This is a genomic window from Gemmobacter megaterium (genome assembly GCF_900156815.1).
In the GTDB taxonomy this organism is placed as follows: Bacteria; Pseudomonadota; Alphaproteobacteria; order Rhodobacterales; family Rhodobacteraceae; genus Wagnerdoeblera; species Wagnerdoeblera megaterium.
Map to the genome: position 1 here is coordinate 531,584 of NZ_FTOT01000002.1, position 22,105 is coordinate 553,688.

A 22,105-nucleotide genomic window follows, 5' to 3' on the forward strand; every position below is an offset into this window, starting at 1 on the left:
GCCACAGGCAAGTGAGCAGTCATATGGCACCGGGCTACCGGGGCACTTTCGTTGTTTCATGGTCTCAGACAGAGGCTGATGGTCTGCCGGGTCCGGCGCCCGATCTGCTGCGCGTCGGCGCCGGATGGCGCTGGCTTGGGCAGGCGGTCCGGGTCGATCATCCCGGTTCGATCCTGCTGCTGGAGGGCGCAGAGGGCGCTGAAGATCTGCACCGACGCGCCGCGCGGATGGTGCGGCGGCTGGTCGGCGCGGCGGTTGCGACGGGTGGGGCGCCCCCCCCTGATGGGCTGGCGGCAGCACCTGAACAGGGGTTTGTCGTGACCGACGGGCGCCAGACCTGGGCAGCCACGATCATCCCGGTCCCTGAAAGCGCCGCGCGGCTGGTGATGTTCGTGGGATCCATGCCCCCGTCAGGGCGGGATCTGTGGATCGTCCGGTCCTCTGTCGATGCGCGGCGGCTGGCCCCCGGCACGCCACGGGAAGGTGGCGTCATCTGCTTTACTCCCGGCACGCTGGTGGCAACGCCGCAAGGCCCGCGCCCGATCGAGGCGCTGCGCCCCGGCGATCGGATCGACACGGCGGATTGCGGTCCGCAGGACATACTCTGGTGCGGCCAGCGCCGCATGACGGGTGCGCGCCTCTATGCCATGCCGCATCTGCGTCCGGTTCGTATCCGCGCCTTGTCACTGGGTGCCAATCAGCCGCAGGCTGATCTTCTGGTCTCGCCGCAACACCGGATGCTGCTGCGCGGCAGGGCTGCGGATGCGCTGTTCGGAACGCCCGAAGTTCTGGTCCGGGCCCAGGATCTGGTGAATGACCATAGCGTGCTGATCGACACCTCGCTGCGCGAAGTGACCTATGTGCACATCTTGCTGGAAGCGCATCAGATCGTCTTTGCCAATGGCGTTCCGAGCGAGAGCTTTCACCCCCAGAGCGCGGCGCTGGAGACCCTGGATCCTGCGCAACGTGCAGGCTTGCTGGCCCTGCTGCCCGATACGTCGGCCTATGGTGGCTATGCGCGGCGCAACCTGAGCGGCCCCGAAGCCGCGATCCTGCGCCACGAGGCGGCCTGACCCCGGATCGGCAAAGGCCGCAGCACGCCGCCTGGCAGGGGGGCACCACCGGGGAAACCGTCGCGTTCAACGGTTTTCCCGGCCTTGCACGGCGCGGACCCTTTTTTAGCCGGGGCGGATGGTCTATATAGAAAGCTATCCCGCGACCCGACAGACGAGGCCACCCACCATGCACGAAGCCTGGACCATGACCGACCGCAAGGACGGACCGGGCGACGACACCTCGATCGTCACCAAGACGCGGCCCAAGACGCAGCGCCCGCCGCTGTACAAGGTGTTGCTGCTGAACGACGATTACACACCGATGGAATTCGTCGTTCATGTGCTGGAGCGTTTTTTCGGCCTGAGTCATGCCCAGGCTTTCGAGATCATGCTGACAGTTCACAAGAAGGGGCTGGCGGTCGTCGGCGTATTCAGTTTCGAAGTGGCTGAAACCAAGGTGGCACAGGTGATGGATTTCGCGCGCCGCCATCAGCATCCGCTACAATGCACCATGGAAAAGGAATAGGGCCGCTCTGCGGTCGCCCATGCGTTCCGAACGGTTGACCCTGGCGCTGGAAAGCGGTGCCGTTGAACTTCCCCCCCAAGGGCGGATCCTGGTGTTGCGGCCCCGTGCCGGAGATGACCTGTCGTCGTTGCAACGGGATCGGGTGCAGGTTGTGACGGGGTTCCGGCCTGATCATGATTTCTTTGCCGCGCAGGGGTTTGACGTCGCCACCGACCCAGTGGGGCAATATGCCGCCGCATTGGTCTGCCTCCCCAGGGCGCGCGAACAGGCGCGGGCGCTGCTGGCCCAGGCGGCGGCCCATGTGCAGCCGGGCGGCCCCATCCTGGTGGATGGGCAAAAGACCGATGGCATCGAGGCCGCGCTGCGCGAATTGCGCGATATGGGCGCTGCGCCGGGTGCCCCGCTGTCCAAGGCACATGGCAAGACTTTCTCGGTCGCGGCCGGGCGGGATCTGTCAGACTGGGCTGCCAGGGACCGCCTGATCGACGGCGGTTTTGTCACCCGGCCCGGCGTGTTTTCCGCCGATGGGATCGACCACGCCTCTGCCTTGCTGGCGGCGGCCTTGCCGGAAAAGCTGCCTGCACGGGTGGGCGATCTGGGGGCTGGCTGGGGCTATCTTTCCAAGGCGGTTCTGTCACGCACCGGCGTTGCCGAATGCCACCTGATCGAGGCCGAGGCCGAGGCGCTGGAGTGCGCGCGGCACAACCTTGCCGATGTGCGGGCGCGGTTTCACTGGGCCGATGCCCTGCGGTTCCGCCCGGATCGCGCCTTTGATGCGGTTGTCTGCAATCCGCCCTTCCATACGAGCCGCGACGCCGATCCCGCGCTTGGCATCGCGTTTTTGCGGGCGGCGGCCGGGATGCTGACGACATCCGGCACGCTGTGGCTGGTGGCGAACCGCCATCTGCCCTATGAACCCGTACTTGCCGAACTGTTTCGTGAGTTGGAGGATCGGGGTGGCGATTCCCGGTTCCGTCTGTGTCGTGCCAGCCGTCCCATGACACGCCCTGCCCCCGGCACCGTCCCGCGCAGACCGGCCTGAAGGACATTCCTGCCCATGACCCTTTCGATTTCCGGCAAGACGGCCATCGTGACCGGAGCTGCCCACGGCATTGGCCGCGCCATCGCCCGGCATTTCGTCGATCGCGGCGCAAACGTAATGTTCGCGGATCAGGACGAAGATGCGCTTGAACGCGACCTTGGCGAGGAAGCCCACGCCGAAGGCCCGGTACGCTGGTTTGGTGGCGATCTTTGCAAGAAGCTGACCATCAACAACCTGTTGTCCGCCACCCTGGACGCCTTTGACCGGGTGGACATTCTGGTGAACGCGCATCGCAGCATCGTGCTGTCCGATCCCTTGTGCGTTGACGAGGACGCGGTAGAGGAAATGGTGCAGCAAAACCTGATGACCTCGCTGCGTCTGGCCCAGCATGTCGGACGACGGATGATCGCGCAGGCGGGGAAGTCGGGCGATACCGGGCCGGCGGGCAGCATCATCAATGTGTCGTCGATTGCCGCGCGCCTGACGCATCCAGAGTTGCTGGGCTATTCCATGGCCTGCGCCGGCATTGAACAGATGACACGTTCCATGGCTGTGGCGCTGGCTCCGCAACGGATTCGCGTGAATTGCGTCGCCTTCGGCAGCGTCATGAGCGCCAGCCTGCAAGCCGCCTTGAAAGACAATCCCGACTGGCGCGACGAAATCCGTCGCGGCACCCCGGCGGGCCGTATTGCTGCCCCTGCGGAACTGGCAGAGACGGTACAGTTTCTGGCGTCCGACGGGGCGGGGTTCGTGACGGGACAGGTTCTGACGGTCGATGGCGGGCGCAGCCTTATAGATCCGGTCCGGCTGCCCGCACATTAGCCAAAGCCATCTGCGAATGGCTTTCGGGCCTGACGTTGCGGGCTATTCCGGGTATTTCGCCTTGCACGCGGCAATCACGGGGGCTGCCTCTTGCGCAAGTTGCCGCCGCTTTGCCTCCATCGAGGCGAGTTTGGCGCGCTCTTCGACCAGGTTCACCGCCTTTGGGCGGCGTTCGATGCGCGGCACATTCTCGAAGCAGCGTCGCGGCGGGCCGGCAACCTGCCCGTTCACCATCGGAGGAGGACCACAGACAACCCAGACCCAGTTGTCGACCTCTGTCTCCTCGATGGCATACCCCCGTTGCAGGGTGGCGCGGCTTTCCGCAATCAGACGATCCATGACATGCAGGTCGCGGGCTCCCATGCGGATGCACTGTTCCTGCGGTGTGCCGCAGGCAGCCAGCAAACCCAGGACCAACAGGGTGTGGCGTGCGCGCATGACGGGCCTCCTTCGTCACAAGCGTAGAACAATCGCGCCCGGTTGCAACCCCCGGCCTGCGAGCGCCCTCTTTCCGGTTGCCTCTGTGCTGTTACACTCGGCTGATTGAAGGAGTGCGAATCCCGTCGCCGCGCCCTGCGCGGCCTCCCATCAAGGAGCCTGCCATGTCGTTGCAGATCACTCGTCGTCGCCTGATCCTGACATCCGCCGCCGCCGGAGGTTTGGCGCTGGTACACCCGTTCACCGCCCGCGCGCAGGCGGGACAGGCGCATTTGCGGATCCTGTCCACCACGGATCTGCATTGCCACGTGCAGCCCTACGACTACTACGCCGACCGCGCCGTCGACACGGCGGGCCTTGCACGCACGGCCAGCATCCTGACCGAGTTGCGGGCCGAGGCCGCGAACAGCCTTACGGTGGACAATGGCGATTACCTGCAAGGGAACCCGATGGGCGATTACATCGCCTACAAGAAGGGGATGGCCTCGGGCGACGTTCACCCGATCATCGCGGGCATGAACGCCGTGGGCTATGACGCGGGCACGCTGGGCAATCACGAATTCAACTATGGGGTGGAATTCCTGACCAATGTGAATGCCGGCGCGGGGTTCCCCGTGGTCTGCGCCAATGTGGCGACCCAACTGGGCACTACCCCGCTGGACGACACGCTGCTGGTGCAGCCCTTTGTCGTGCTGGACCGGATGGTGACCGACGGGGCGGGCACCGCGCATCCGCTGAAGATCGGTATCATCGGATTTGTCCCGCCGCAGATCATGGCTTGGGACCGCGCCCATCTGGAGGGAAGCCACCACGCCCGAGATATCCTCGAAGCGGCGCGCGCCTGGATCCCGGAACTGCGCAAGCAGGCCGACGTGATCGTCGTGCTGTCGCATAGCGGCATCGACACTGCGGACGAAACGCCATGGATGGAGAATGCCGCCTGGCATCTTGCCGGGATCGAAGGGGTCGATGCCATCGTCCTGGGGCATCAGCACAAGCTGTGGCCTGCCAAGGATTTCGACGGCGCGGACCTGGATGCCGCAACGGGACGGATCAAGGGCGTACCCGCCGCGATGCCCGGATTCTGGGGGTCGCACCTGGGTGTGATCGACCTGATGCTGGAACGCGACAGCGACGGCTGGAAAGTCGCCTCTGGCGAAAGCGCGCTGCATCCGATCAGCCAGCGGCAGGAAGACCGCTCGATCAAGGCGCTGGTCGCAGACTACGCCCCGGCGATCGAGGCTACGGCGGCCGTCCATGGCGAAACGCTGGAATATGTGCGTGCCGAGGTCGGCCAGACCGACGCCGCGCTGCATTCCTATTTCGCGCTGGTGGCCGATGATCCGTCGGTGCAGATCGTCAACATGGCCCAGTCGTGGTACGTCGCCCAACTGCTCAAGGGGACAGAGCATGAGGGGCTGCCCCTTGTGTCGGCGGCCGCCCCGTTCAAGGCCGGTGGCAGGGGCGGGCCGGACTACTACACCGATGTCGCACCGGGGCCGGTGGCGATCAAGAACGTCGCGGATCTGTACCTGTATCCGAATACGTTGCAGGTCGTGCGGATCACCGGCGAACACCTGAAAGGCTGGCTGGAACGGTCCGCAGGGGCCTTCAACCAGATCGAGCCGGGCAAGACCGACCAGCCGCTGCTGAACCCCGATTTCCCCAGCTACAACTATGATGTGATCGACGGTGTGACCTACCGGATCGACCTGTCGCAACCGTCGCGGTTCCTGCCCAATGGCGACGTGAACCAGCCGGATGCCAGCCGGATCGTGGACCTGATGTATCAGGGCAAGCCGGTCGCGCCGGAACAGGAATTCATCGTTGCCACAAACAACTACCGCGCCAGCGGCGGCGGCAAGTTTCCCGGCGCCGATGGGTCCACCGTCATCCTTCAGGCCCCGGATACCAACCGCGATGTGATCGTGCGCTATATCGTCGAGAGTGGCACCATCGCACCCGCGGCCGATGCCAACTGGACCTTTGCCCCGATCGAAGGGGCGACAGCACTGTTCCTGACCGGCCCCAAGGGCGAAGCCTATCTGGACGAGGTGCGCCAGCGCGGGCTGAGCATTGAACTCGCCGGGCCGGGCGCGGATGGCTTCGCCAGCTATCGCATCACGTTCTGACACCCGACCGCAGGCCAGCCCCCTTTCCGTCGGGGCTGGCCTGCGGCGCGGCAGGGCGCCCCTTCTGGCGCCGTGTGTCTGCTTGCGAGGGCAGCACCGCTTTCCCTGTGACGGGCAGTGACCGGAACATGAGGCCGCCTGCGACATCAGAGATGCGGGGCTGGTCTGGAATGACCTGCACCATCTTGCTATGGCAGGACCAGCGGCCACAGGGGGGTGCCATGCTCGATTCCGATTTCGAAGACCGCAAGTCCAGGGCTTCGGACTGGTTCCGTGAGCTGCGGGACCGCATTGTTGCCGCCTTTAAGGCGCTGGAGGATCGGCATCAGACCGGACCGGGATCCGATCTGGCGGCAGGCCGGTTCGAGGTGACACCGACGACGCGCGCCAATGATGGCGGCGGCGGCATCATGTCGGTCATGCGTGGTGGTCGCGTGTTCGAAAAGGTGGGCGTGAACTGGTCCGCCGTTCATGGCACCCTGCAACCGCGGGCGCAAAAGGCGATGGCCGCGCGCGGTGTGCCGGGCATGGAACACGATCCCCGGTTCTGGGCCAGCGGCATCAGCCTTGTCGCACATATGCGCAACCCGCATTGTCCGGCGGTTCACATGAACACGCGCATGTTCTGGACGCCCCACGCATGGTGGTTCGGCGGCGGCGCCGATCTGAACCCCGCGCTGGAATATGCCGAGGACACCGCACATTTCCATTCCGTGCTGGAGGCCGCCTGCGACGCACATGATCCGCGCTATTACGAGCGTTTCCGCTCATGGGCAGACGAATATTTCTTCATCCCCCATCGCGGCCGTGCGCGGGGCGTCGGCGGCATCTTTTACGACGACCTGAACACCGGCGACTGGGAGGCCGATTTCGCCTTTACCCGCGCGGTGGGCGAGGCGTTCCTGCCCGCCTTCGTGCCACTGGCAGACCGGCGCCGCCCGACCCCCTGGAACGACGACCACCGCGAAGCGCAACTGGTTCATCGCGGCCTGTATGCCGAGTACAACCTCGTCTACGACCGGGGCACGAAATTCGGCCTTGAAACGGGCCACGATGCCAATGCGGTGCTGATGAGCCTGCCCCCGGTGGCCAAGTGGATTTGACGAAACGCTTCAGGCATCCTTAAGGTTGGGCGCGCAGACCAAGGCCCGACACAAGACCGGACGAGGGCCGTGAGAATTCTGATCGTCGAGGATGACGATATGCTGAGCGACGGGCTGACCGTCGGCCTGCGGCTGGCGGGGTTTTCGCCCGACGCTGTGCCGACCTGCGCCGATGCGCGGGCCGCCCTGGGCGCTGGCTGCTTCGAGGGTATGGTGCTGGACGTCATGTTGCCCGATGGGTCCGGGCTGGACCTGCTGGCCAGCTTGCGCGCCGAAGGAATGGACCTGCCGGTTCTGGTTCTGACCGCACGCGACGGGCTGGAAGATCGGGTTGCCGGGCTGGATGGCGGGGCGGATGATTACCTTGGCAAACCCTTTGAGTTGCAAGAGCTTGCGGCACGGCTGCGGGCCATCCTGCGCCGACGCCAGGGACGGGCCGAGGCCGTGCAGCACTGGAACGGTCTCTGCCTGGATCCGGCGCGGATGCGCGGAACGCTGGGCGGCCGCAGTCTCCAGTTTTCGCGCCGCGAATTCACCATTCTGCAAGCCCTGATCGAACGCCCCGGCGCGATCCTGTCCAAGGCGTTCCTTGAGGATCGTCTCTATGGCTGGCAAGAAGATATCGAAAGCAATACGGTCGAGGTGCATATCCACAAGCTGCGCATCAAGCTGGGTACAAGCTTCATCGAAACCGTTCGCGGGGCGGGGTATCGTCTGGCCGATGCCGCAGTGCAAAGCGATCCGGCATGAATTCCATCCGCAAACGCCTGTTCCTGATCCTGCTGGCCGCGACGGGGGTCTTGTGGCTGTCGGCGGTACTGTGGATCCAACATTCCACGCGAACCGAGGTCGGCCTGGTGCTGGACCGGCGCTTGCAGGAATCGGCGCAGATGGTGGCATCGTTGATCGCACGCAGCGGCGGAATCGTGGACAAGGAGGCCGCGTCGCTGGTGCACGCGCCCGCCTTGCCCGGCGACACCCCGCATGACATTGCGCGGCAACTGATCTGTCAGGTCTGGGGCATTGACGGCGTGATGAAAAGCGGCTCCGACGGGGCCCCCGCCGCGCGGCTGTCCGAAGGGCAATCGGGCTTCAGCGAACGCGCCGTGGATGGAACCGTTTGGCGCGTCTACACCCATGTTGACGCCAGAAGTGGCCTGCGCGTGATGGTGGGCGATGCGCGCACGGTGCGCGAAGACCTTGTCGGCGGCGTGGTTCTGGGGCTGCTGGCCCCAACGGCGCTGATCCTGCCGCTGCTGGCGACAGCGATCTGGCTGGCGGTGGGGCGCGGGCTGGCCCCCCTGGACAGAATGACCCAAGCCCTGAGCACCCGATCCGCAACGGATCTGCACCCGCTGGATACCCATGGCACCCTGCGCGAATTGCAGCCCATGGTAACGGCCCTGAACGGCCTGTTTCGCCGCGTCGAAGGATTGCGCGAGCGGGAGCGGAGCTTTACCGCCTTTGCCGCGCATGAGTTGAAGACCCCGCTTGCCGGGCTGAAGACCCAGGCCCAGATTGCGGCGATTGCCCCGGACGCGCCGACCCGCGCCCGCGCGCTGGACCAGATTTCGCGCGGGGTGGACCGGACCGACCGCATGGTCCGCCAGTTGCTGGACATGACCGCCGCCGAAAACGCCGTCGATGCGATGGAAGGGCCGACGCAGGATGGTGCCCGCCTGCTTGCCGATGTGGGCGATGGTCTGGCCAGCCTGGCCAGCGCCCGCCGGGTCCGGCTGGACCTGCGCGCCACGCCGGGCGACTGGCGCACGACGCAGGCGGCCCTTGTTGCGCCTGCCCTGCGAAATCTTCTGGAGAACGCCATCCTCGCCTCGCCCGAAGGGGCTGTGGTCGAGGCGGTTCTGGAACGCATCCACGACAGGGTGCGCTTTCGCATTCTGGACCGGGGACCGGGAATTGCCGAAAGCGACCGGCCACATGTCACCGAACGCTTCTATCGCGGCGCGACCGGCAAACCGGGCAGCGGCCTGGGGCTGGCCATCGTTGCCGCTGTCACGCGGCGGATGGGTGGGGAACTGCACTTGTCGCGGCGCGAGGGCGGGGGCGAGCAGGCTGACCTCGTCCTGCCTGCCACCCCCTGAGGGCCATCGTCAGAGCACCCGCACCTGCGTGCCGATCGGGCACAGCTCGAACAGCTCGGCAATCATCTCATTGTACAGGCCGATGCAGCCATCCGAGGATTTTCTGCCGATCTTGCGCGTATCATGGGTGCCGTGGATGATATAGGCGGGCCAGGACAGATACATCGCATGGGTGCCAAGCGGGTTTTCCGGCCCCGGCGGAACCGGCTTCCAGTCCGGATACCGCTCCATCTGCGAGGCCGTGGGCGTCCAGGACGGGCCGACCTTCTTGCGCACGATGCTGGTGTAGCCGCGTTTGGTCAGATCATCCGAAATCGGGACCGATGTGGGATAGATACGATGATCGCTGCCGTCCCCGCTCCAGAAATGCAAGGCACGCGATACGGTGTCGGCCACGATGGTCGCCTTGCCCAGAGTGTCGAAATGGTCGCGCCAGTCCTGCGTGCGAAAGCTGGAGATGTTGTTGCGCACGACGTCCTGCGCACGGGCGGTCGCGGGCAACAACAGCCCGGCGGTCGCGCCCAGGCCAAGCGCCAGCGTGGTACGGCGGGAAAGGGTCATGTCTGTTTCCTTCTAGCAGAACAGCGCACGCCAGCCTGGGCGTGCACAGCCGTGACGGCGTTGATCAATGTGTGTCGGTGGGCCGACACCCGCGGTGGAGAACGGGCCGCGCCTGCCCGGCACGGGCATTCCTGCCCGCTGACTGGCCGACTGAGAGCGGTGGCCTGACCTGCGCCCGACCCAATGCCTCAACCCTCCTCCTTCCGCCCCCGGCAGAACATGGCCCAGGCGCATAGCAGACCGCACTCCAGGCGCTGGCCGGAGGCGATGGCAAGACAATGTCTTGGGGGAAAGGGGCTGGACGGGTCAGCAACAGGGCGCGAACTTCTCTCATGGGTGGCGAAGTGCCCCGCGAAACTTAAGCGAGACTTAAGTCCGCCGCCAATCACGCGTCGTTGATTTCGGCATGGCTGACGGGACTGTGTCCGCAGCGATTGGATCCGGGCCAGCAACACCCGCGATTTGCCTCGCAATACCGGCGAGTTGACCACGCAAGCCCATTGTCCTACGCGCCAATACAGCGCCCTTTGGCAGCAGATCATGGCCCTGCACTGCTGGCTCGCAAGGAAACAGTGCCCCGCAACTACGCGAATTGAGACAAATTTTCGCCACTATTTCCCGGCTTTGTTCATTCACGGGTTGTGCCGAATGTTCACAATCCGGGTCCAATAGAGACGGAACAAGAGGCGAGCCATGGCACCGATGCGAATATTGGCGGTTGATGACGACCCCGTGTTCCTGTTGTTGCTGGAGCATATTCTCAGTTCTATCGGATATACCGATCTGCGCTGTGTCGGGTCCGGGGCCGAGGCGCTGGCCCTGCTGCGGGACCGACAAAACAGCTTTGACTGTTTGCTGCTCGACATCGACATGCCCGAGATGACCGGGATCGAACTATGTCGGCGCGTGCGCAGCCTGCCAGACTATCGTGACACGCCGGTCGTGATGATCACGGCCATGAAAACCCTGCAATATGTCGAGGGGGCCTTCCGTGCAGGCGCCAACGACTATGTGCACAAGCCGGTTGACGAACTCGAAATTCGCACCCGCCTGCGCATGGTCGGCGATCTGCTGGACGAACGTCGGCGCCGCGCATCTGTGGAATCCCGCATCTCGAGCGATTTCGGCTTGCCTGCGGTGAACATCACCTTCGAAGAGGCGTTCCCGATCACCGAGGTCTCCAGCACCATCGCGTATCTCGCGTTGGAAAACTATGCGCTGACCTTGGGGCGGCTGCGGCTGTATGGCCATACAGCGGTGGCCTTCAAGGTTGTGAACGCCGAAGGAATTTTCTGTTCGACCGACGGAATCGGCTACATCGACACGATGGCCAATGTCGCGGCGGCAGTGGACGGGGCGTTGAAATCCTACACCCACCTGATAGCCTATGCCGGAAAGGGCGAGTTCATCGCCATGATCTCGCAACGGTGTGAGCTGGATCCCTATGCCTTGCAGGATGCCATCGAGATGACGCTGGAACGGTACGAGCGCCTGTACCAGACGTTGAACATCCCGCTTCCGCGCGTCTGCGTTGGCGAAGCGCAGCACGCCGGTTTCTTCACCCGGACGTCCGTCAGCAGCCTGATGCGCGACGCCCGTGAGAGCGCGCGTCGCGCAATGGCTGCGAGGTGACCATGTCCATGTCTGAAACGCCGGGCCACTCTGCCACGACCACGCGACCGGATCCGCTTGGCGCTATCCGTCAACGGTTTCTGGCCTTGGCTGACAGCTATTCGGTCGAAATAGAAATCCTGATGGAAGACGCCGCCGACCCGGCGCAAACCGCCGAGGCCCTGGGCGAGGTTGGGGCGATTGCCCATCGCGTTGCCGGAGTGGCCGCAACGCTGGGTTTCGAGAGGTTGGGCGACCTTGCCGCACGGCTGGACCGCCAGTTGACAGAGGCGCGCAGACAGGGCGCTCTGTCCGTAGACAGCCACGACGGATTGATCCGGGAATTTCACGCCGCCATGGAAGACCTGCTGGAACGCGGGCGCCGCTGAACAACGTATCGAACTTTGGGCGTGACAGGCCAGGGTCGCTGCCCTAATGGGCGTTGTGTCCGACGAGGTTTCCAATGTTGCATTGCTTCGATGTGTCGCAGATCGATGCGCTCAGTGGTCTGACGCTGTTTTTCTGGTTCGGCATTTTTTACCTGCTGTATCGCGCCTGTAGCAGCTACTTTTTTGGCCGCACCTATTTCGTGATCAGCCTGGTCGCCATGCTGCTGTGGCTCTTTGCGGTCTTCATGGAGATTTCGTCGGTCAGCGCCGCGTGCAAGATCTTCTGGTCAGGCACGGCGTGGCCGATGATCGTGCTCCTGCCGACGGCTTGGGTCTTTTTCCTGACCGACTACACTTTTGGCGCCCCGCAAAAACCCCGGCTGTGGCGAAAGTTCATCCTATGGGCTGGGCCGCTGGCGGCGGCGCTTGTGGTCGGCAGCAACCACCTGCATCATCTGTTCTATGGGCCGGGGGCGGGGCCTGTCATCGTGAATGGGCAGATGTCCATCGCATATGACCGCGGGCCGCTGTTCTACCTGTTTTCGACCTATCTCTACACCATGATGATCTGCGCGATGGTCGTGACGCTGCGCGGCGCATTGCTGGCAAACGCGCATCACCGCACCTTTTTCATCGGACTGTTTCTTGTCACCCTCGCCCCTGCGTTCAGCGACATTTTGTACATGTTTGCAGGGGTCACGATCCGCGGCTACGATCCTACGCCTTTTGCGTTTTCCATCTCGCTGTTCATCCTGCTGATGATGGTGGCACAGAATCGGCTGATGGATGTCGGCGCGATTGCCAAGGATCTGTTGTTCAACAACTCGCCCGATCCGATCTTTCTGCTCGACATCGAGGGCAATCTGGTCGGGCGAAACCCCGAAGCCAATCGCATGTTCGGCGCCGGGCATGGCAAGAGCCTTCCGCTCAGCACTCAAAGCCACGATCTCAAGACCTTCATCGACGAGATCATCCAGACCAATGGCAGCCCCCTGCGCCGGGCGCTCAGCGTTCGCAACCGGCATTTCGAGCCGGACGTCTTTCCGGTCAACCAGCATGTGGGGCGGCCCGGCACGGTCGTCGGCTGGGTGCTGCGTTTGCAGGACACGACCGAGCGGCGATTTCTGTCCGGCGCGCTCCAGGCCGAGCGGGATTTTCTGTCGCGGCTGATGGAAACCAGCATGGCGGGCATCCTTGTGCTGGATTCCACAGGCGAAATCACGTTCATCAATGCCGAGGCCGAACAGGTTCTGGGCTTGCAGAACCGGGCAATCTCGGATGTCAGCCTGAAAGATCCTGCCTGGCAATTCGAATGGCCCGAAGGCGTCCCTGCGACGGATCTGGGCGCGGCGTTCGTGCAGTTGATCCGCGACCGCAAACCCGTACGCGACCGGCTGATATCGTTGAAACGGCTGTCTGACGGGGAACGCCGCGTCATATCCATCAACGCCTCGCAACTTGCCGCCCCCGGATCCGAGGCAAAGGCCGTTGTCTCGCTGGCCGATGTGACCGATCAGTACCGGACAGAGCTGCATCTGCGGGATGCCGCCGCAAAGTCGGAATACGAGAACCGCAGCAAATCGCAGTTCATCGCCAACATGAGCCACGAGATCCGGACGCCGCTGAACGGTGTTCTCGGCATGGCCGAGGTGCTGGACCGGCTGATCAAAGACCCCGAGCAAAAGCGCATGATCACCACGATCAGGCATTCGGGCGAACTCTTGCTGGCGATTCTGAATGACGTGCTGGACATGTCCAAGATCGAGGCTGGCAAGCTGGAACTGGAAGCCGCCCTGTTCCGCCCCGACCATCTTGCCGCCCGGATCGAGGAGCTTTTCACCGTTGCCGCAGACGAAAAGCAACTGGCGTTCGAGGTGTTCACCAGCGGGCGGGCCGACCTGCAACGTATTGGCGACCCCCATCGCCTGATGCAAATCCTGCAAAACCTGGTGAGCAATGCGATCAAGTTCACGCCGGATGGCGAAATCATGGTCACGTTTTCCTGTGCTGTCGGAAAGCCCATGATCGTCGAGGTGCGCGACACGGGTATCGGCATGTACTCCGAGCAAGTCGATCGCATTTTCCGGCCATTCGAACAAGCCGACGGCAGCGTCACACGGCGCTTTGGAGGCACCGGGCTGGGCATGGCAATCGTGGCGAAGCTGGTCGAGCTGATGCATGGACAGATCGAGGTGCACAGCGAGCTTGGCGAAGGCACGACGATCCGGCTTGTCCTGCCGCTGGAACTGGCGTGACGCTCTCAGCGCCCCGTCAGGCGGCCTACGGCATCCAGAAAACTGGCCGCCCGGATCGGCTTTGGCAACACGATATCGACCAGCGCAGACGCACGGTTGCCAGACAATATCCCCGATGCGTCAACCGCTGCGGTAAACAGAATCATGGGTGATGTCGAATTGAGCGACTGGCTGGCACGCAGATGGCGAATCAGGCGGTCGCCGTTGATATGCGGCATGTTCAGATCAAAGATCAAAAGATCGAAGCGTTGAGTCTGCGCCAGCTCCAAGGCGCGGCGGCCATCTTCCACCAGTGTGAGCTGAATATCAGACCGTTCAAGGATGATGTGGGTTACAATCGCACGGTTGATCTCATCATCATCCGCGACCAGGATCCGCAAGGGTCGATCCGGTGAGGGCGTGAGCGCAGCAGCAAACGCAACGCTGTCGCTTGCGCGGTCATCCTCCGGCATAAACCAATCCTCAACAAACTGACATCATGCGCGATATACCCCAAGATGAGGATAAAAAGAAAGAAAATGATTGTGGCTCAGGAAAAAATTATTTTCTGAGTGTCAGGATCGCATGCATCAGGTCTTTGCGGCGGAAGGGTTTGGCAAGATGCGTGTCAAAGCCTGCGACCAGATAATCGGCCACCTGGTTCACCAGGGCATTCGCCGTTACCGCGATCGCCGCAGTGGGGGCCATGCCCCGTGTCACCTCGGCGGCGCGAATTTCCCGAATGGCCGTGACGCCATCCATGACCGGCATCGAAATATCCAGCAGCAGCAAGTCGAATTGGCCATCCAGCCAGATATCGACGGCCTCTTTGCCATCCTGCACGCTGGTCAACTCTGCGCGGGTGTCTGCAAGCATCTCCTCCAGCACAAGACGGTTGGTCGCGCTGTCGTCGGCAATCAGGATCCGCACCCCCTCCAGACTTGCCGCGTCTTCCTCGGGGGCAACATCGTCCCTTGCGTCATCCAGTTGGATTTCAGGCCAAGGCAGGGTAATCCGCACAGTCCGGCCCTGCGTGTTCGTGATCGTGGCGACCGTCCCCCCCAGCCGGACCACCAGGTCCTCGACCGAAGGATCGACCGGGGGCAGTTCCTCGTCGGCCAGAACATCGACGACAATCGGCTTGCCCACCTTGGCGCTGACCTTCAGACGCAAGCTGCGGCCTGGGCGGTCGAACGGCGCAAGGCCAAGAATCGTCTGAACCAGGCTCATCATCGCCTCGGGGTCGCCGATCCTGCCGTTCTCGCACCCCAGACTGCCAAACGCCTCGAACGAACCGCTTCCGGCCTCGGCCTGAGCGGAATACGCCGTCTCCAGCCGGCGGAGAACATCGACTGGCCTGAAAGGCGTCTGTTCCACTGTAAATCCTTGAGTCTTTGCCTGCGTTCAGGTCGGGTTCCGCTGCCCTCAAGAGGGTGCCGGAGAGGTTCCGGCGAACTTCAATAAAATAGTAATCAGCCAGACGCTAGGCCCGCCGTTACAGTACTTGTTACACAGCGCACGCGTACAGCCCGACCCAGACCCGTGCAATCACCATCAGCATCTTACCGCAATGTTTAGCACAATGCGAATCCGCAATACAACCTATAAGGTAGCTGCACCATGACAGATCTGCATAAAGGCCCGTGGATGCGGCATTTTGGCACAGAAAGGATGTATCACTTTGGCACATCTTGGCGCAGATTCTGACCCTGCCCTGCAACAGCCACCTTGCTGTATCGCTGTGGTTGAGTGCAGTTTATCTACAGAAGCCGCGAACAGCCCTGTATCATGCCTGTCCAGCCGCCGACATAGCTGAGACAAGGGACCAAAATCAACCCGTGGCAAGGCCATACGGACCGAATGCACAGAAAGGACCGCCTCATGGCGCGGCATATCTTGGTGACACGGGTTCTGCGAAACCTTCTCGCCACGCCCGCTTCGGAACTGGGGACCGGCATCGGCGCGGCGCTGCGCGAAATGTCCGCCGTGCTGGGTGGTGGCAGATCATGGACCTTTCTGACCGAGAATAGCGGCGAATTTCGTGTGGGCCATGCCAGCCATCCACAGGACGGCATCCCCGTTATCGACCGTTTTCCCTTGCCGCCCCCGGCACAGGCCGGGGTGATCGACGCGACCACAGATCTTGACGGTTCACCCGTGCTGGCCCGGTTTCTGTCTGACCTCGGCATCCGACGCTGCGCGGTGGCCCTGATGCGCGCCGATGATGACATTCTGGGCTTTCTGTGCTGCGAGATGGCCGAAACCTTCGAGACCGGCGATGACTATCTGCCGTTTCTGCAAGAAATTGCAGGCGTTCTTGCCGAAGTGTCGCGCAAGGGGCGGACCGAAATCGCCAGGATCGTCATGGCAGACCGGCTGGAGACGACGCTGCGTGCCCTGCCCGATCTTTTGTTCGAGGTTGATGCGACCGGCCACTACACCAACTTTGCCGGTGGCCCGGAAAACCTGTTTCTGGTGGAACCCGAGCAATTCGCCGGCAAGGAAATCGGATCGGTGCTGCCGCCCGGCGCGGCAGAGGTTGCGCGAGAGGCGTTTCGCCGCGTGCAAAAAGACGGCAAGGTCGGCAACCTGACCTTTGCCCTGGACCTGCCGACAGGTCGGTACATGTTCGACATCAGCGGCGCCCGCAAGTCATCGTCCGCCGCCGACCCCAATCCGGCAAGCGTCTTTCTTGTGCGTGACGTGACCGAAGCACACAAGATGAAAGAGGAATTGCGCACGCTGGGCAGTGTCACCCGCGCCATGAGCAACCTTGTCGTGATCATGGATACCGGCCTTTGCGTCACATGGGTGAACCGCGCATTCGAAACCCACACCGGATGGACGCTGGCGGAAATCCGCGGCCGCAACCTGCCAGATCTGGTGCGGTGCGAGGAAAGCGATCCGGCCATGGTTGCCAAGGTCGGCGACGCAATCGCCCAGGCCCAGCCGCTCCGTGGCCAGATGATCAACAAGGACCGGCACGGAAACCGCTACCACGTCGAATTCAACGTGCTGCCCCTGATGGATGAGGATGGAACACTTCAGGGCTTTGTCTCGGTGGAAACGGTCGTCACCGAACTCAAGCAACAGCAGGCCGCTGTCGAACAGCTTGCACGCTCGGCGGCAGCCGCGCAGTCGCAACTGGAAAACGCGGTGAACGCCCTGCCCGATGCGGTGATGATCTTTGACGCCCAGGAACGGCTGCTGGTGTGCAACCCGGCCCAGGTCGCGGCCTTTCCCCAGCTTGCCGACATACTGGTTCCCGGACTGGCCCTGCGCGACCTGCTACGAATTTCCATGGAGCGCGGGCTGCATGACCTGCCAGCTCAAGAGGCGTCGGTCGATGCCTATCTGGAGCGACTGCTTCTGGCCTACCGCCAGGCCAGCTATCTTGACGAGTACCGCACCATGGATGGCCGCTGGTTCCGTAGGGTCAACAGCCGCACGGTGGATGGCGGCCTGATCGCGGTGCAGATCGACATCACGACGCGGCACAATCAGATGGCCGCACTCGACACCGCGAACCTGCAACTGAAGATCGCCCTGAATGAACGGGCCGTTGCCGAACAACGGCTGCACAACATCATGGACTGGACCCGCGTGGGCACCTGGGAACTGGATCTGGCCAAGGGCGTGGTGGTCGTTTGCAGGCAGTGGTCGCAGATTGTGGGATTGCCGACCGATCACGATAACCTGACGCTGACACATCGCGCCTTTCTGGATCTGGTCCATCCCGACGACAGGCACATGCTGGAATCCAGTGCGCCACAGCTTCGCGGCCAGACGCCGGATGTGTTCGAGCATGAGTTCAGGATGCGTCACACCGATGGGCATTGGGTCTGGGTGCTGTCGCGCGGCCGTATCGTCGGACGCGGCACCCAGGGAGAGCCGCAGCAGTTCGTCGGGGTCGACATCGACATCAGCGAACAAAAGCGCCTGGAACAGGAAGTCCGCCAGAGCGACGCCTATCTCACCTCCGCCATGGAAAGCAACGTCGCCGCCATCGCCATTTACGATGACCGGGATTTTCTGCTGTACTGCAACTCCGAGGCCGAACAGGTGCTGCGCCTGAAGCCGGGATTGTTTTATGGGCGACAACTCGACGGGCCTGTCTGGACGCTGGAAACCCTTGATGGCACGCCGATGTCGCTGGATCAGGGCCCCTGCAATCTGGCGCGGGCGGCTGGCACAATCCTGCGCGACATCCGGTTTGCCGTGCGCTGGTCGGACGGGCGACGCCAAATACTGACCTGCAATGCCACCCCTGTGGAGACTGCAGAAGGCCGGCGGAACACCGTGATCTCGTTCTGGGACATCACCGAGCAACTGCTCGCCACCGAGCGGCTGCAAGAGGCATTGGCCAGGGCAGAAGACATGAGCCGCGCCAAATCCATCTTCCTCGCCAACATGAGCCACGAGATTCGCACCCCGCTGAACGGTGTGCTGGGATTGGCCGAAGTTCTGGGGATGCAGATCACCAACCCCGAACAGCAACGCATGATCGCAACGATCCGCCAATCCGGCGAAACGCTGCTGACAGTTCTGAACTCCATCCTCGACATGTCCAAGATCGAAGCAGGCAAGATGGAGATAGAAAACGTGCCTCTGGTGCTGCACGACATTCTGGCACAGATCGACGCGGTCTATGCAATTCAGGCCGATGAGAAAGGTCTGGAATTCGATATTGTCGCCTCGACCGGCGTTGACCTGCGCCGCATCGGCGATCCGCATCGCATCCAGCAGATCCTGCACAACCTGCTCAGCAACGCGATCAAGTTCTCAACCGCCGGATCGGTCACGCTCAGCGTTTCGTGCCGCGCCAATCAGCCTGTGGTGTTCGAAGTGCGGGATACGGGTGTGGGCATGACCCCCGAACAAAGCGACCGCGTCTTTCGCAGCTTCGAGCAGGGCGATGGCAGCGTGACCCGCAGATTCGGGGGGACTGGCCTTGGTCTGTCCATCGTGCGCGAGCTGGTGCTGCTGATGGGGGGCGACATCCGACTGGACAGCCAGGCCGGGGTGGGAACCTGCGTTCGCGTCGTCCTGCCGCTCCCCATGGCCGAAGATGCCGAAGCCGCCGCAGGGTGATCCGGCAGCCCGCAACGATGTGAAATCCTACCGCTGCCACAATCGTGTCTATATTTAACCAATTTCGCGGATCAAGTTTCCAGAAGATGAATAAACGCGCGACCGAAGCCCCCTCGGCGCGAGATGCGACGGCCCGAACGCGCCGGAAAGGTAAGAACGATGAGAATTCTTGCTGTCGATGACGAGCCCCTGTTCCTCGAAATCCTCGAGGTGGCTTTGCAAGAGCAAGGCTTCAGCGACATAACGCCGGTCTATTCCGCCAAGGAAGCCCTGCGCGAACTCGAGATGAGCAAGGAGTTCTTTGACTGCATCCTGCTCGACATCCGTATGCCGGGCATGGACGGGGTGGAACTGTGCCGCAAGATCCGCGCTGTCACGGGCTACAAGCGCACGCCGATCCTGATGATCACCGCCATGAACGATCGTCAGTATATCGACGATGCCTTTGCTGCCGGAGCGTCGGATTATCTGACCAAACCGCTCGACTCGCTGGAACTGCGCGCCCGGATTCAGATGGTCGAACGCCTCATCGCAGAACAGTCGCGCAACCTGCTGCTCGAACAGCGCATCGGCCTGATGAGCGAGGCCGCCGACACCTCGATCCTGCCCGAGGAGCTGGATTTCGATCTCGCCAGCCGCATCATGCTGCAAGGTTTCGACCGGATCATCGAATTCTCCGCGCTGGAGAACTACCTGCTCAGCCTCAGTGTCAAGGACAGCTACGGCACCGCGGCCTGCGCCTTCACGATCCGAAACGCGGATGTGATCTTCGAGGCGACATCGCGCGTGAGCTTCCTCAACATGCTCTATGATGTCGGCGTCACGATCGAGACGGCGCTGAAATCGTCCAAGGCTCTGATCTCTTATGCCGGCAACGGCACCTTCGTTGCCGTCCTGGGGGATATGAGGGGCGCCGACATGCAGGACATCGAAGACCAGATCCGCACACGGCTGCACGATTTCGATGACATCTATGTCTCGGACAAGGTACCGGCGCCGGTGATCGCGGTTGGACAGATCGTGCGCAAGTCGTTCTTCTCGCGCCCGCGCGGCACGGAAATGCTCCAACAGGCCATCGCATCGGTGACAAACGACAAGGCAGATGTGGCCGAAGAGTCCTTTAAGACCGCCTGAGCCGCTGGCACGCCGCCGGGAACGCCCCGAACCGCGTTCACGGCGGCCCGCTAGCGTGCCAGCGCCAGCAGCGCCCCGACATCGACATGGGCCTCCAGATGCACCGCCAGCCGGTCCAGCACCCCATCGACCGCCGCTCCATAGCAGGTGGCGCCCGGCACCGCGCCAAGCGCCGCCACCCAATCTGACCGAAAACGATCTTCGGCGAACATCCCATGCAGATAGCTGCCCTCGACCCGGCCATCGGCGGATCGCGCCCCCTCCGGACGGCCCTCGACATGGGCAAATGGCCGGGCCCGGTCCGGGCCCTGTGTTGTCCCGATGTGGATCTCATAGCCTGACACCACCAACCCGGTGCCTGCATGGGTGCCCCGAACCCGCGCCAGCCGCTTGTGCGGGTGCATCACAGTATCGACCTGCAGCAATCCCAGGCCCGCGGTGATCCCCGGAGGCCCCTCAAGCCCCTCCGGATCGGACACGCTGCGGCCCAGCATCTGATAGCCACCGCAGATCCCCAGTATTCGCCCCCCACGCCGGTGATGCGCCAGCAGATCTATGTCCCAACCCTGGTCGCGCAGAAATGCCAGGTCGCCGCGGGTGGATTTGGTCCCCGGCACAATCACCAGCCCGGCATCGCCCGGAATCGCCTGGCCCGGCATCAGCATCTGCACGCTCAGGCCCGGCTCCATCTTGAGCGGATCGAGATCGTCAAAGTTTGCAATGCGGGACAGGCCCAGGCACACCACCTTGACCGGCCCGCCACCTGCCGGGGCCAGATCAAGCGCATCCTCGGCAGGCAACAGCCGCGCATCGGCAAACCATGGCACCACGCCAAAGCCGCGCCACCCGGTGCGCGCCTCTATCAGCCGATAGCCATCGTCAAACAGGCGCGGATCACCCCGGAACCGATTGATCACAAATCCGGCGATCATCGCGGTGTCGCCGGGCTCCAGAACTGCCTGGGTGCCGACAATCTGCGCGATCACCCCGCCCCGATCAATATCTCCCACCAGCACGACAGGCACATCGGCCGCACAGGCGAACCCCATGTTGGCGATATCCCCATGCCGCAGATTGACCTCTGCCGGGCTGCCCGCACCTTCGACAATCACCAGATCGGCCTGCGCCCTCAAGCGCGAAAAACTGTCCATCACCGCCGCAGCCAACTGAGGCTTCAATCCGCCATAGGCCCGTGCCGCATAGCTGCCAAGCCGACGCCCCTGCACGATCACCTGCGCGCCGATGTCTGTTTCGGGCTTGAGCAACACGGGATTCATGTCCACACGCGGTTCGACCCCACAGGCGAGTGCCTGCAACGCCTGCGCCCGCCCGATCTCGCCCCCGTCAGAGGTGACAGCCGCGTTGTTCGACATGTTCTGAGGCTTGAACGGCAACACACGCAAACCCCGGTTACGCGCCGCCCTGCACAGACCGGCAACAAGCAGGGATTTTCCCACATCGGATCCGGTACCCTGAATCATCAACGCAGTCATCTGCGGCGATCCGACCAGGAAAGGGGGCCTTGCCCCCTCGCGCTTGCAGCGCTCACCCCCAGGGTATTTGAAGGCAAGATGAAACCCCCGGCAAGATCGCGCCGCACCTCGGGCCGCCAAGGCGGGGGAGGCGCGGCGCTTTCACCTTGCGCGGTCATCGGGACCCCTCCCTGTACCGCAGCCCCATGATCGCCCAAGTCGGTTAACATCGTGTTACTTTCATCTTGCCTGAAATACCCTGGGAGAGTCGCCCGGAACGGGCGGCGGGGGCAAAGCCCCCTTCGTTGCGGCCTACACGAGCGGCGCTGCCGGGCACATGGCGAGTCCGTCATCAAAAAGGGGGCGTGCCACCGCACGCCCCCCTTGGTCCAA

At 63.2% G+C, this 22,105-nt stretch carries 18 protein-coding genes; 13 read left to right on the top strand and 5 right to left on the bottom strand.

The genetic code is table 11. The features are described 5' to 3' along the window. Positions 1-23 precede the first annotated feature (23 nt). The 4 genes from BW970_RS07050 (at position 24) to BW970_RS07065 (ending at position 3,445) form a co-directional block, all read left to right on the top strand. A complete protein-coding gene (locus tag BW970_RS07050) occupies positions 24-1,073 on the top strand; it encodes a Hint domain-containing protein (protein WP_076529691.1) in 1,050 nt (349 codons plus the stop codon). A 187-nt stretch (positions 1,074-1,260) separates the two neighbouring features. Beyond that, positions 1,261-1,581: an ATP-dependent Clp protease adapter ClpS gene (gene clpS, locus BW970_RS07055; RefSeq protein ID WP_188475538.1), complete on the top strand. Its 321-nt coding sequence runs from the start codon at positions 1,261-1,263 to the stop codon at positions 1,579-1,581. A gap of 19 nt (positions 1,582-1,600) precedes the next feature. Next, positions 1,601-2,623, top strand: a complete 1,023-nt coding sequence (locus BW970_RS07060) for a class I SAM-dependent methyltransferase (RefSeq protein WP_076529693.1) — start codon at positions 1,601-1,603, stop codon at positions 2,621-2,623. 15 nt (positions 2,624-2,638) lie between these two features. After that, the gene (locus BW970_RS07065) at positions 2,639-3,445 is read left to right on the top strand and encodes an SDR family NAD(P)-dependent oxidoreductase (protein ID WP_076529694.1); all 807 of its coding nucleotides are present in this window, start codon (positions 2,639-2,641) and stop codon (positions 3,443-3,445) included. Positions 3,446-3,487: 42 nt separating this feature from the next. Here BW970_RS07065 and BW970_RS07070 read toward each other — a convergent pair whose 3' ends face one another. Continuing rightward, positions 3,488-3,883 carry a hypothetical protein gene (locus BW970_RS07070; RefSeq protein ID WP_076529695.1) on the bottom strand — a complete coding sequence of 132 codons (396 nt, stop codon included), beginning with the start codon at positions 3,881-3,883 and terminating at the stop codon, positions 3,488-3,490. A gap of 164 nt (positions 3,884-4,047) precedes the next feature. Between BW970_RS07070 and BW970_RS07075 the strand changes: the two genes are divergently transcribed. The 4 genes from BW970_RS07075 to BW970_RS07090 all read left to right on the top strand — a co-directional run bounded on the left by BW970_RS07075 (position 4,048) and on the right by BW970_RS07090 (position 9,220). Then, on the top strand, positions 4,048-6,015 hold the full coding sequence (locus tag BW970_RS07075) for a bifunctional 2',3'-cyclic-nucleotide 2'-phosphodiesterase/3'-nucleotidase (RefSeq protein ID WP_076529696.1): 1,968 nt from the start codon (positions 4,048-4,050) through the stop codon (positions 6,013-6,015). 221 nt (positions 6,016-6,236) lie between these two features. Further along, positions 6,237-7,118 carry an oxygen-dependent coproporphyrinogen oxidase gene (gene hemF, locus BW970_RS07080; protein ID WP_076529697.1) on the top strand — a complete coding sequence of 294 codons (882 nt, stop codon included), beginning with the start codon at positions 6,237-6,239 and terminating at the stop codon, positions 7,116-7,118. Between the two features lie 69 nt (positions 7,119-7,187). Then, a complete protein-coding gene (locus BW970_RS07085; RefSeq protein WP_076529698.1) occupies positions 7,188-7,868 on the top strand; it encodes a response regulator in 681 nt (226 codons plus the stop codon). Then, positions 7,865-9,220: an ATP-binding protein gene (locus BW970_RS07090; protein ID WP_076529699.1), complete on the top strand. Its 1,356-nt coding sequence runs from the start codon at positions 7,865-7,867 to the stop codon at positions 9,218-9,220. Before BW970_RS07085 ends, BW970_RS07090 begins: the two co-directional genes overlap by 4 nt. A gap of 9 nt (positions 9,221-9,229) precedes the next feature. On the opposite strand, the gene BW970_RS07095 is transcribed toward BW970_RS07090, so the two are convergent. After that, positions 9,230-9,781: a L,D-transpeptidase gene (locus BW970_RS07095; protein WP_076529700.1), complete on the bottom strand. Its 552-nt coding sequence runs from the start codon at positions 9,779-9,781 to the stop codon at positions 9,230-9,232. Between the two features lie 693 nt (positions 9,782-10,474). Between BW970_RS07095 and BW970_RS07100 the strand changes: the two genes are divergently transcribed. The 3 genes from BW970_RS07100 (at position 10,475) to BW970_RS07110 (ending at position 14,036) form a co-directional block, all read left to right on the top strand. Further along, positions 10,475-11,413: a response regulator gene (locus BW970_RS07100; RefSeq protein WP_076529701.1), complete on the top strand. Its 939-nt coding sequence runs from the start codon at positions 10,475-10,477 to the stop codon at positions 11,411-11,413. 2 nt (positions 11,414-11,415) lie between these two features. After that, the gene (locus BW970_RS07105; protein ID WP_076529702.1) at positions 11,416-11,781 is read left to right on the top strand and encodes an Hpt domain-containing protein; all 366 of its coding nucleotides are present in this window, start codon (positions 11,416-11,418) and stop codon (positions 11,779-11,781) included. Between the two features lie 74 nt (positions 11,782-11,855). Continuing rightward, the gene (locus tag BW970_RS07110; protein ID WP_076529703.1) at positions 11,856-14,036 is read left to right on the top strand and encodes a sensor histidine kinase; all 2,181 of its coding nucleotides are present in this window, start codon (positions 11,856-11,858) and stop codon (positions 14,034-14,036) included. 5 nt (positions 14,037-14,041) lie between these two features. Here BW970_RS07110 and BW970_RS07115 read toward each other — a convergent pair whose 3' ends face one another. Both BW970_RS07115 and BW970_RS07120 read right to left on the bottom strand, forming a co-directional pair. Next, positions 14,042-14,488, bottom strand: coding sequence for a response regulator (locus BW970_RS07115; RefSeq protein ID WP_076529704.1), 447 nt, complete (start codon positions 14,486-14,488; stop codon positions 14,042-14,044). Positions 14,489-14,576: 88 nt separating this feature from the next. Continuing rightward, on the bottom strand, positions 14,577-15,392 hold the full coding sequence (locus BW970_RS07120) for a response regulator (protein WP_076529705.1): 816 nt from the start codon (positions 15,390-15,392) through the stop codon (positions 14,577-14,579). Positions 15,393-15,896: 504 nt separating this feature from the next. Here BW970_RS07120 and BW970_RS07125 point away from each other — a divergent pair. Together BW970_RS07125 and BW970_RS07130 are read left to right on the top strand one after the other, a co-directional pair. After that, entirely contained in the window at positions 15,897-19,106 is a 3,210-nt protein-coding gene (locus tag BW970_RS07125; RefSeq protein ID WP_076529706.1) for a PAS domain-containing sensor histidine kinase, read from the top strand. 159 nt (positions 19,107-19,265) lie between these two features. Then, positions 19,266-20,240 carry a response regulator gene (locus tag BW970_RS07130; protein WP_076529707.1) on the top strand — a complete coding sequence of 325 codons (975 nt, stop codon included), beginning with the start codon at positions 19,266-19,268 and terminating at the stop codon, positions 20,238-20,240. Between the two features lie 50 nt (positions 20,241-20,290). On the opposite strand, the gene BW970_RS07135 is transcribed toward BW970_RS07130, so the two are convergent. After that, positions 20,291-21,733, bottom strand: coding sequence for a cobyric acid synthase (locus tag BW970_RS07135; protein WP_076529708.1), 1,443 nt, complete (start codon positions 21,731-21,733; stop codon positions 20,291-20,293). Between the last annotated feature and the right edge of the window lie 372 nt (positions 21,734-22,105).

Excerpts from the sequence above, each read along its gene's own strand:
- BW970_RS07050 (WP_076529691.1), top strand. The coding sequence starts at position 24 with ATGGCACCGGGCTACCGGGGCACTTTCGTTGTTTCATGGTCTCAGACA.
- clpS (WP_188475538.1), top strand. The coding sequence starts at position 1,261 with ATGACCGACCGCAAGGACGGACCGGGCGACGACACCTCGATCGTCACC.
- BW970_RS07060 (WP_076529693.1), top strand. The coding sequence starts at position 1,601 with ATGCGTTCCGAACGGTTGACCCTGGCGCTGGAAAGCGGTGCCGTTGAA.
- BW970_RS07065 (WP_076529694.1), top strand. The coding sequence starts at position 2,639 with ATGACCCTTTCGATTTCCGGCAAGACGGCCATCGTGACCGGAGCTGCC.
- BW970_RS07070 (WP_076529695.1), bottom strand. The coding sequence starts at position 3,883 with ATGCGCGCACGCCACACCCTGTTGGTCCTGGGTTTGCTGGCTGCCTGC.
- BW970_RS07075 (WP_076529696.1), top strand. The coding sequence starts at position 4,048 with ATGTCGTTGCAGATCACTCGTCGTCGCCTGATCCTGACATCCGCCGCC.
- hemF (WP_076529697.1), top strand. The coding sequence starts at position 6,237 with ATGCTCGATTCCGATTTCGAAGACCGCAAGTCCAGGGCTTCGGACTGG.
- BW970_RS07090 (WP_076529699.1), top strand. The coding sequence starts at position 7,865 with ATGAATTCCATCCGCAAACGCCTGTTCCTGATCCTGCTGGCCGCGACG.
- BW970_RS07095 (WP_076529700.1), bottom strand. The coding sequence starts at position 9,781 with ATGACCCTTTCCCGCCGTACCACGCTGGCGCTTGGCCTGGGCGCGACC.
- BW970_RS07100 (WP_076529701.1), top strand. The coding sequence starts at position 10,475 with ATGGCACCGATGCGAATATTGGCGGTTGATGACGACCCCGTGTTCCTG.
- BW970_RS07105 (WP_076529702.1), top strand. The coding sequence starts at position 11,416 with ATGTCCATGTCTGAAACGCCGGGCCACTCTGCCACGACCACGCGACCG.
- BW970_RS07110 (WP_076529703.1), top strand. The coding sequence starts at position 11,856 with ATGTTGCATTGCTTCGATGTGTCGCAGATCGATGCGCTCAGTGGTCTG.
- BW970_RS07115 (WP_076529704.1), bottom strand. The coding sequence starts at position 14,488 with ATGCCGGAGGATGACCGCGCAAGCGACAGCGTTGCGTTTGCTGCTGCG.
- BW970_RS07125 (WP_076529706.1), top strand. The coding sequence starts at position 15,897 with ATGGCGCGGCATATCTTGGTGACACGGGTTCTGCGAAACCTTCTCGCC.
- BW970_RS07130 (WP_076529707.1), top strand. The coding sequence starts at position 19,266 with ATGAGAATTCTTGCTGTCGATGACGAGCCCCTGTTCCTCGAAATCCTC.
- BW970_RS07135 (WP_076529708.1), bottom strand. The coding sequence starts at position 21,733 with ATGACTGCGTTGATGATTCAGGGTACCGGATCCGATGTGGGAAAATCC.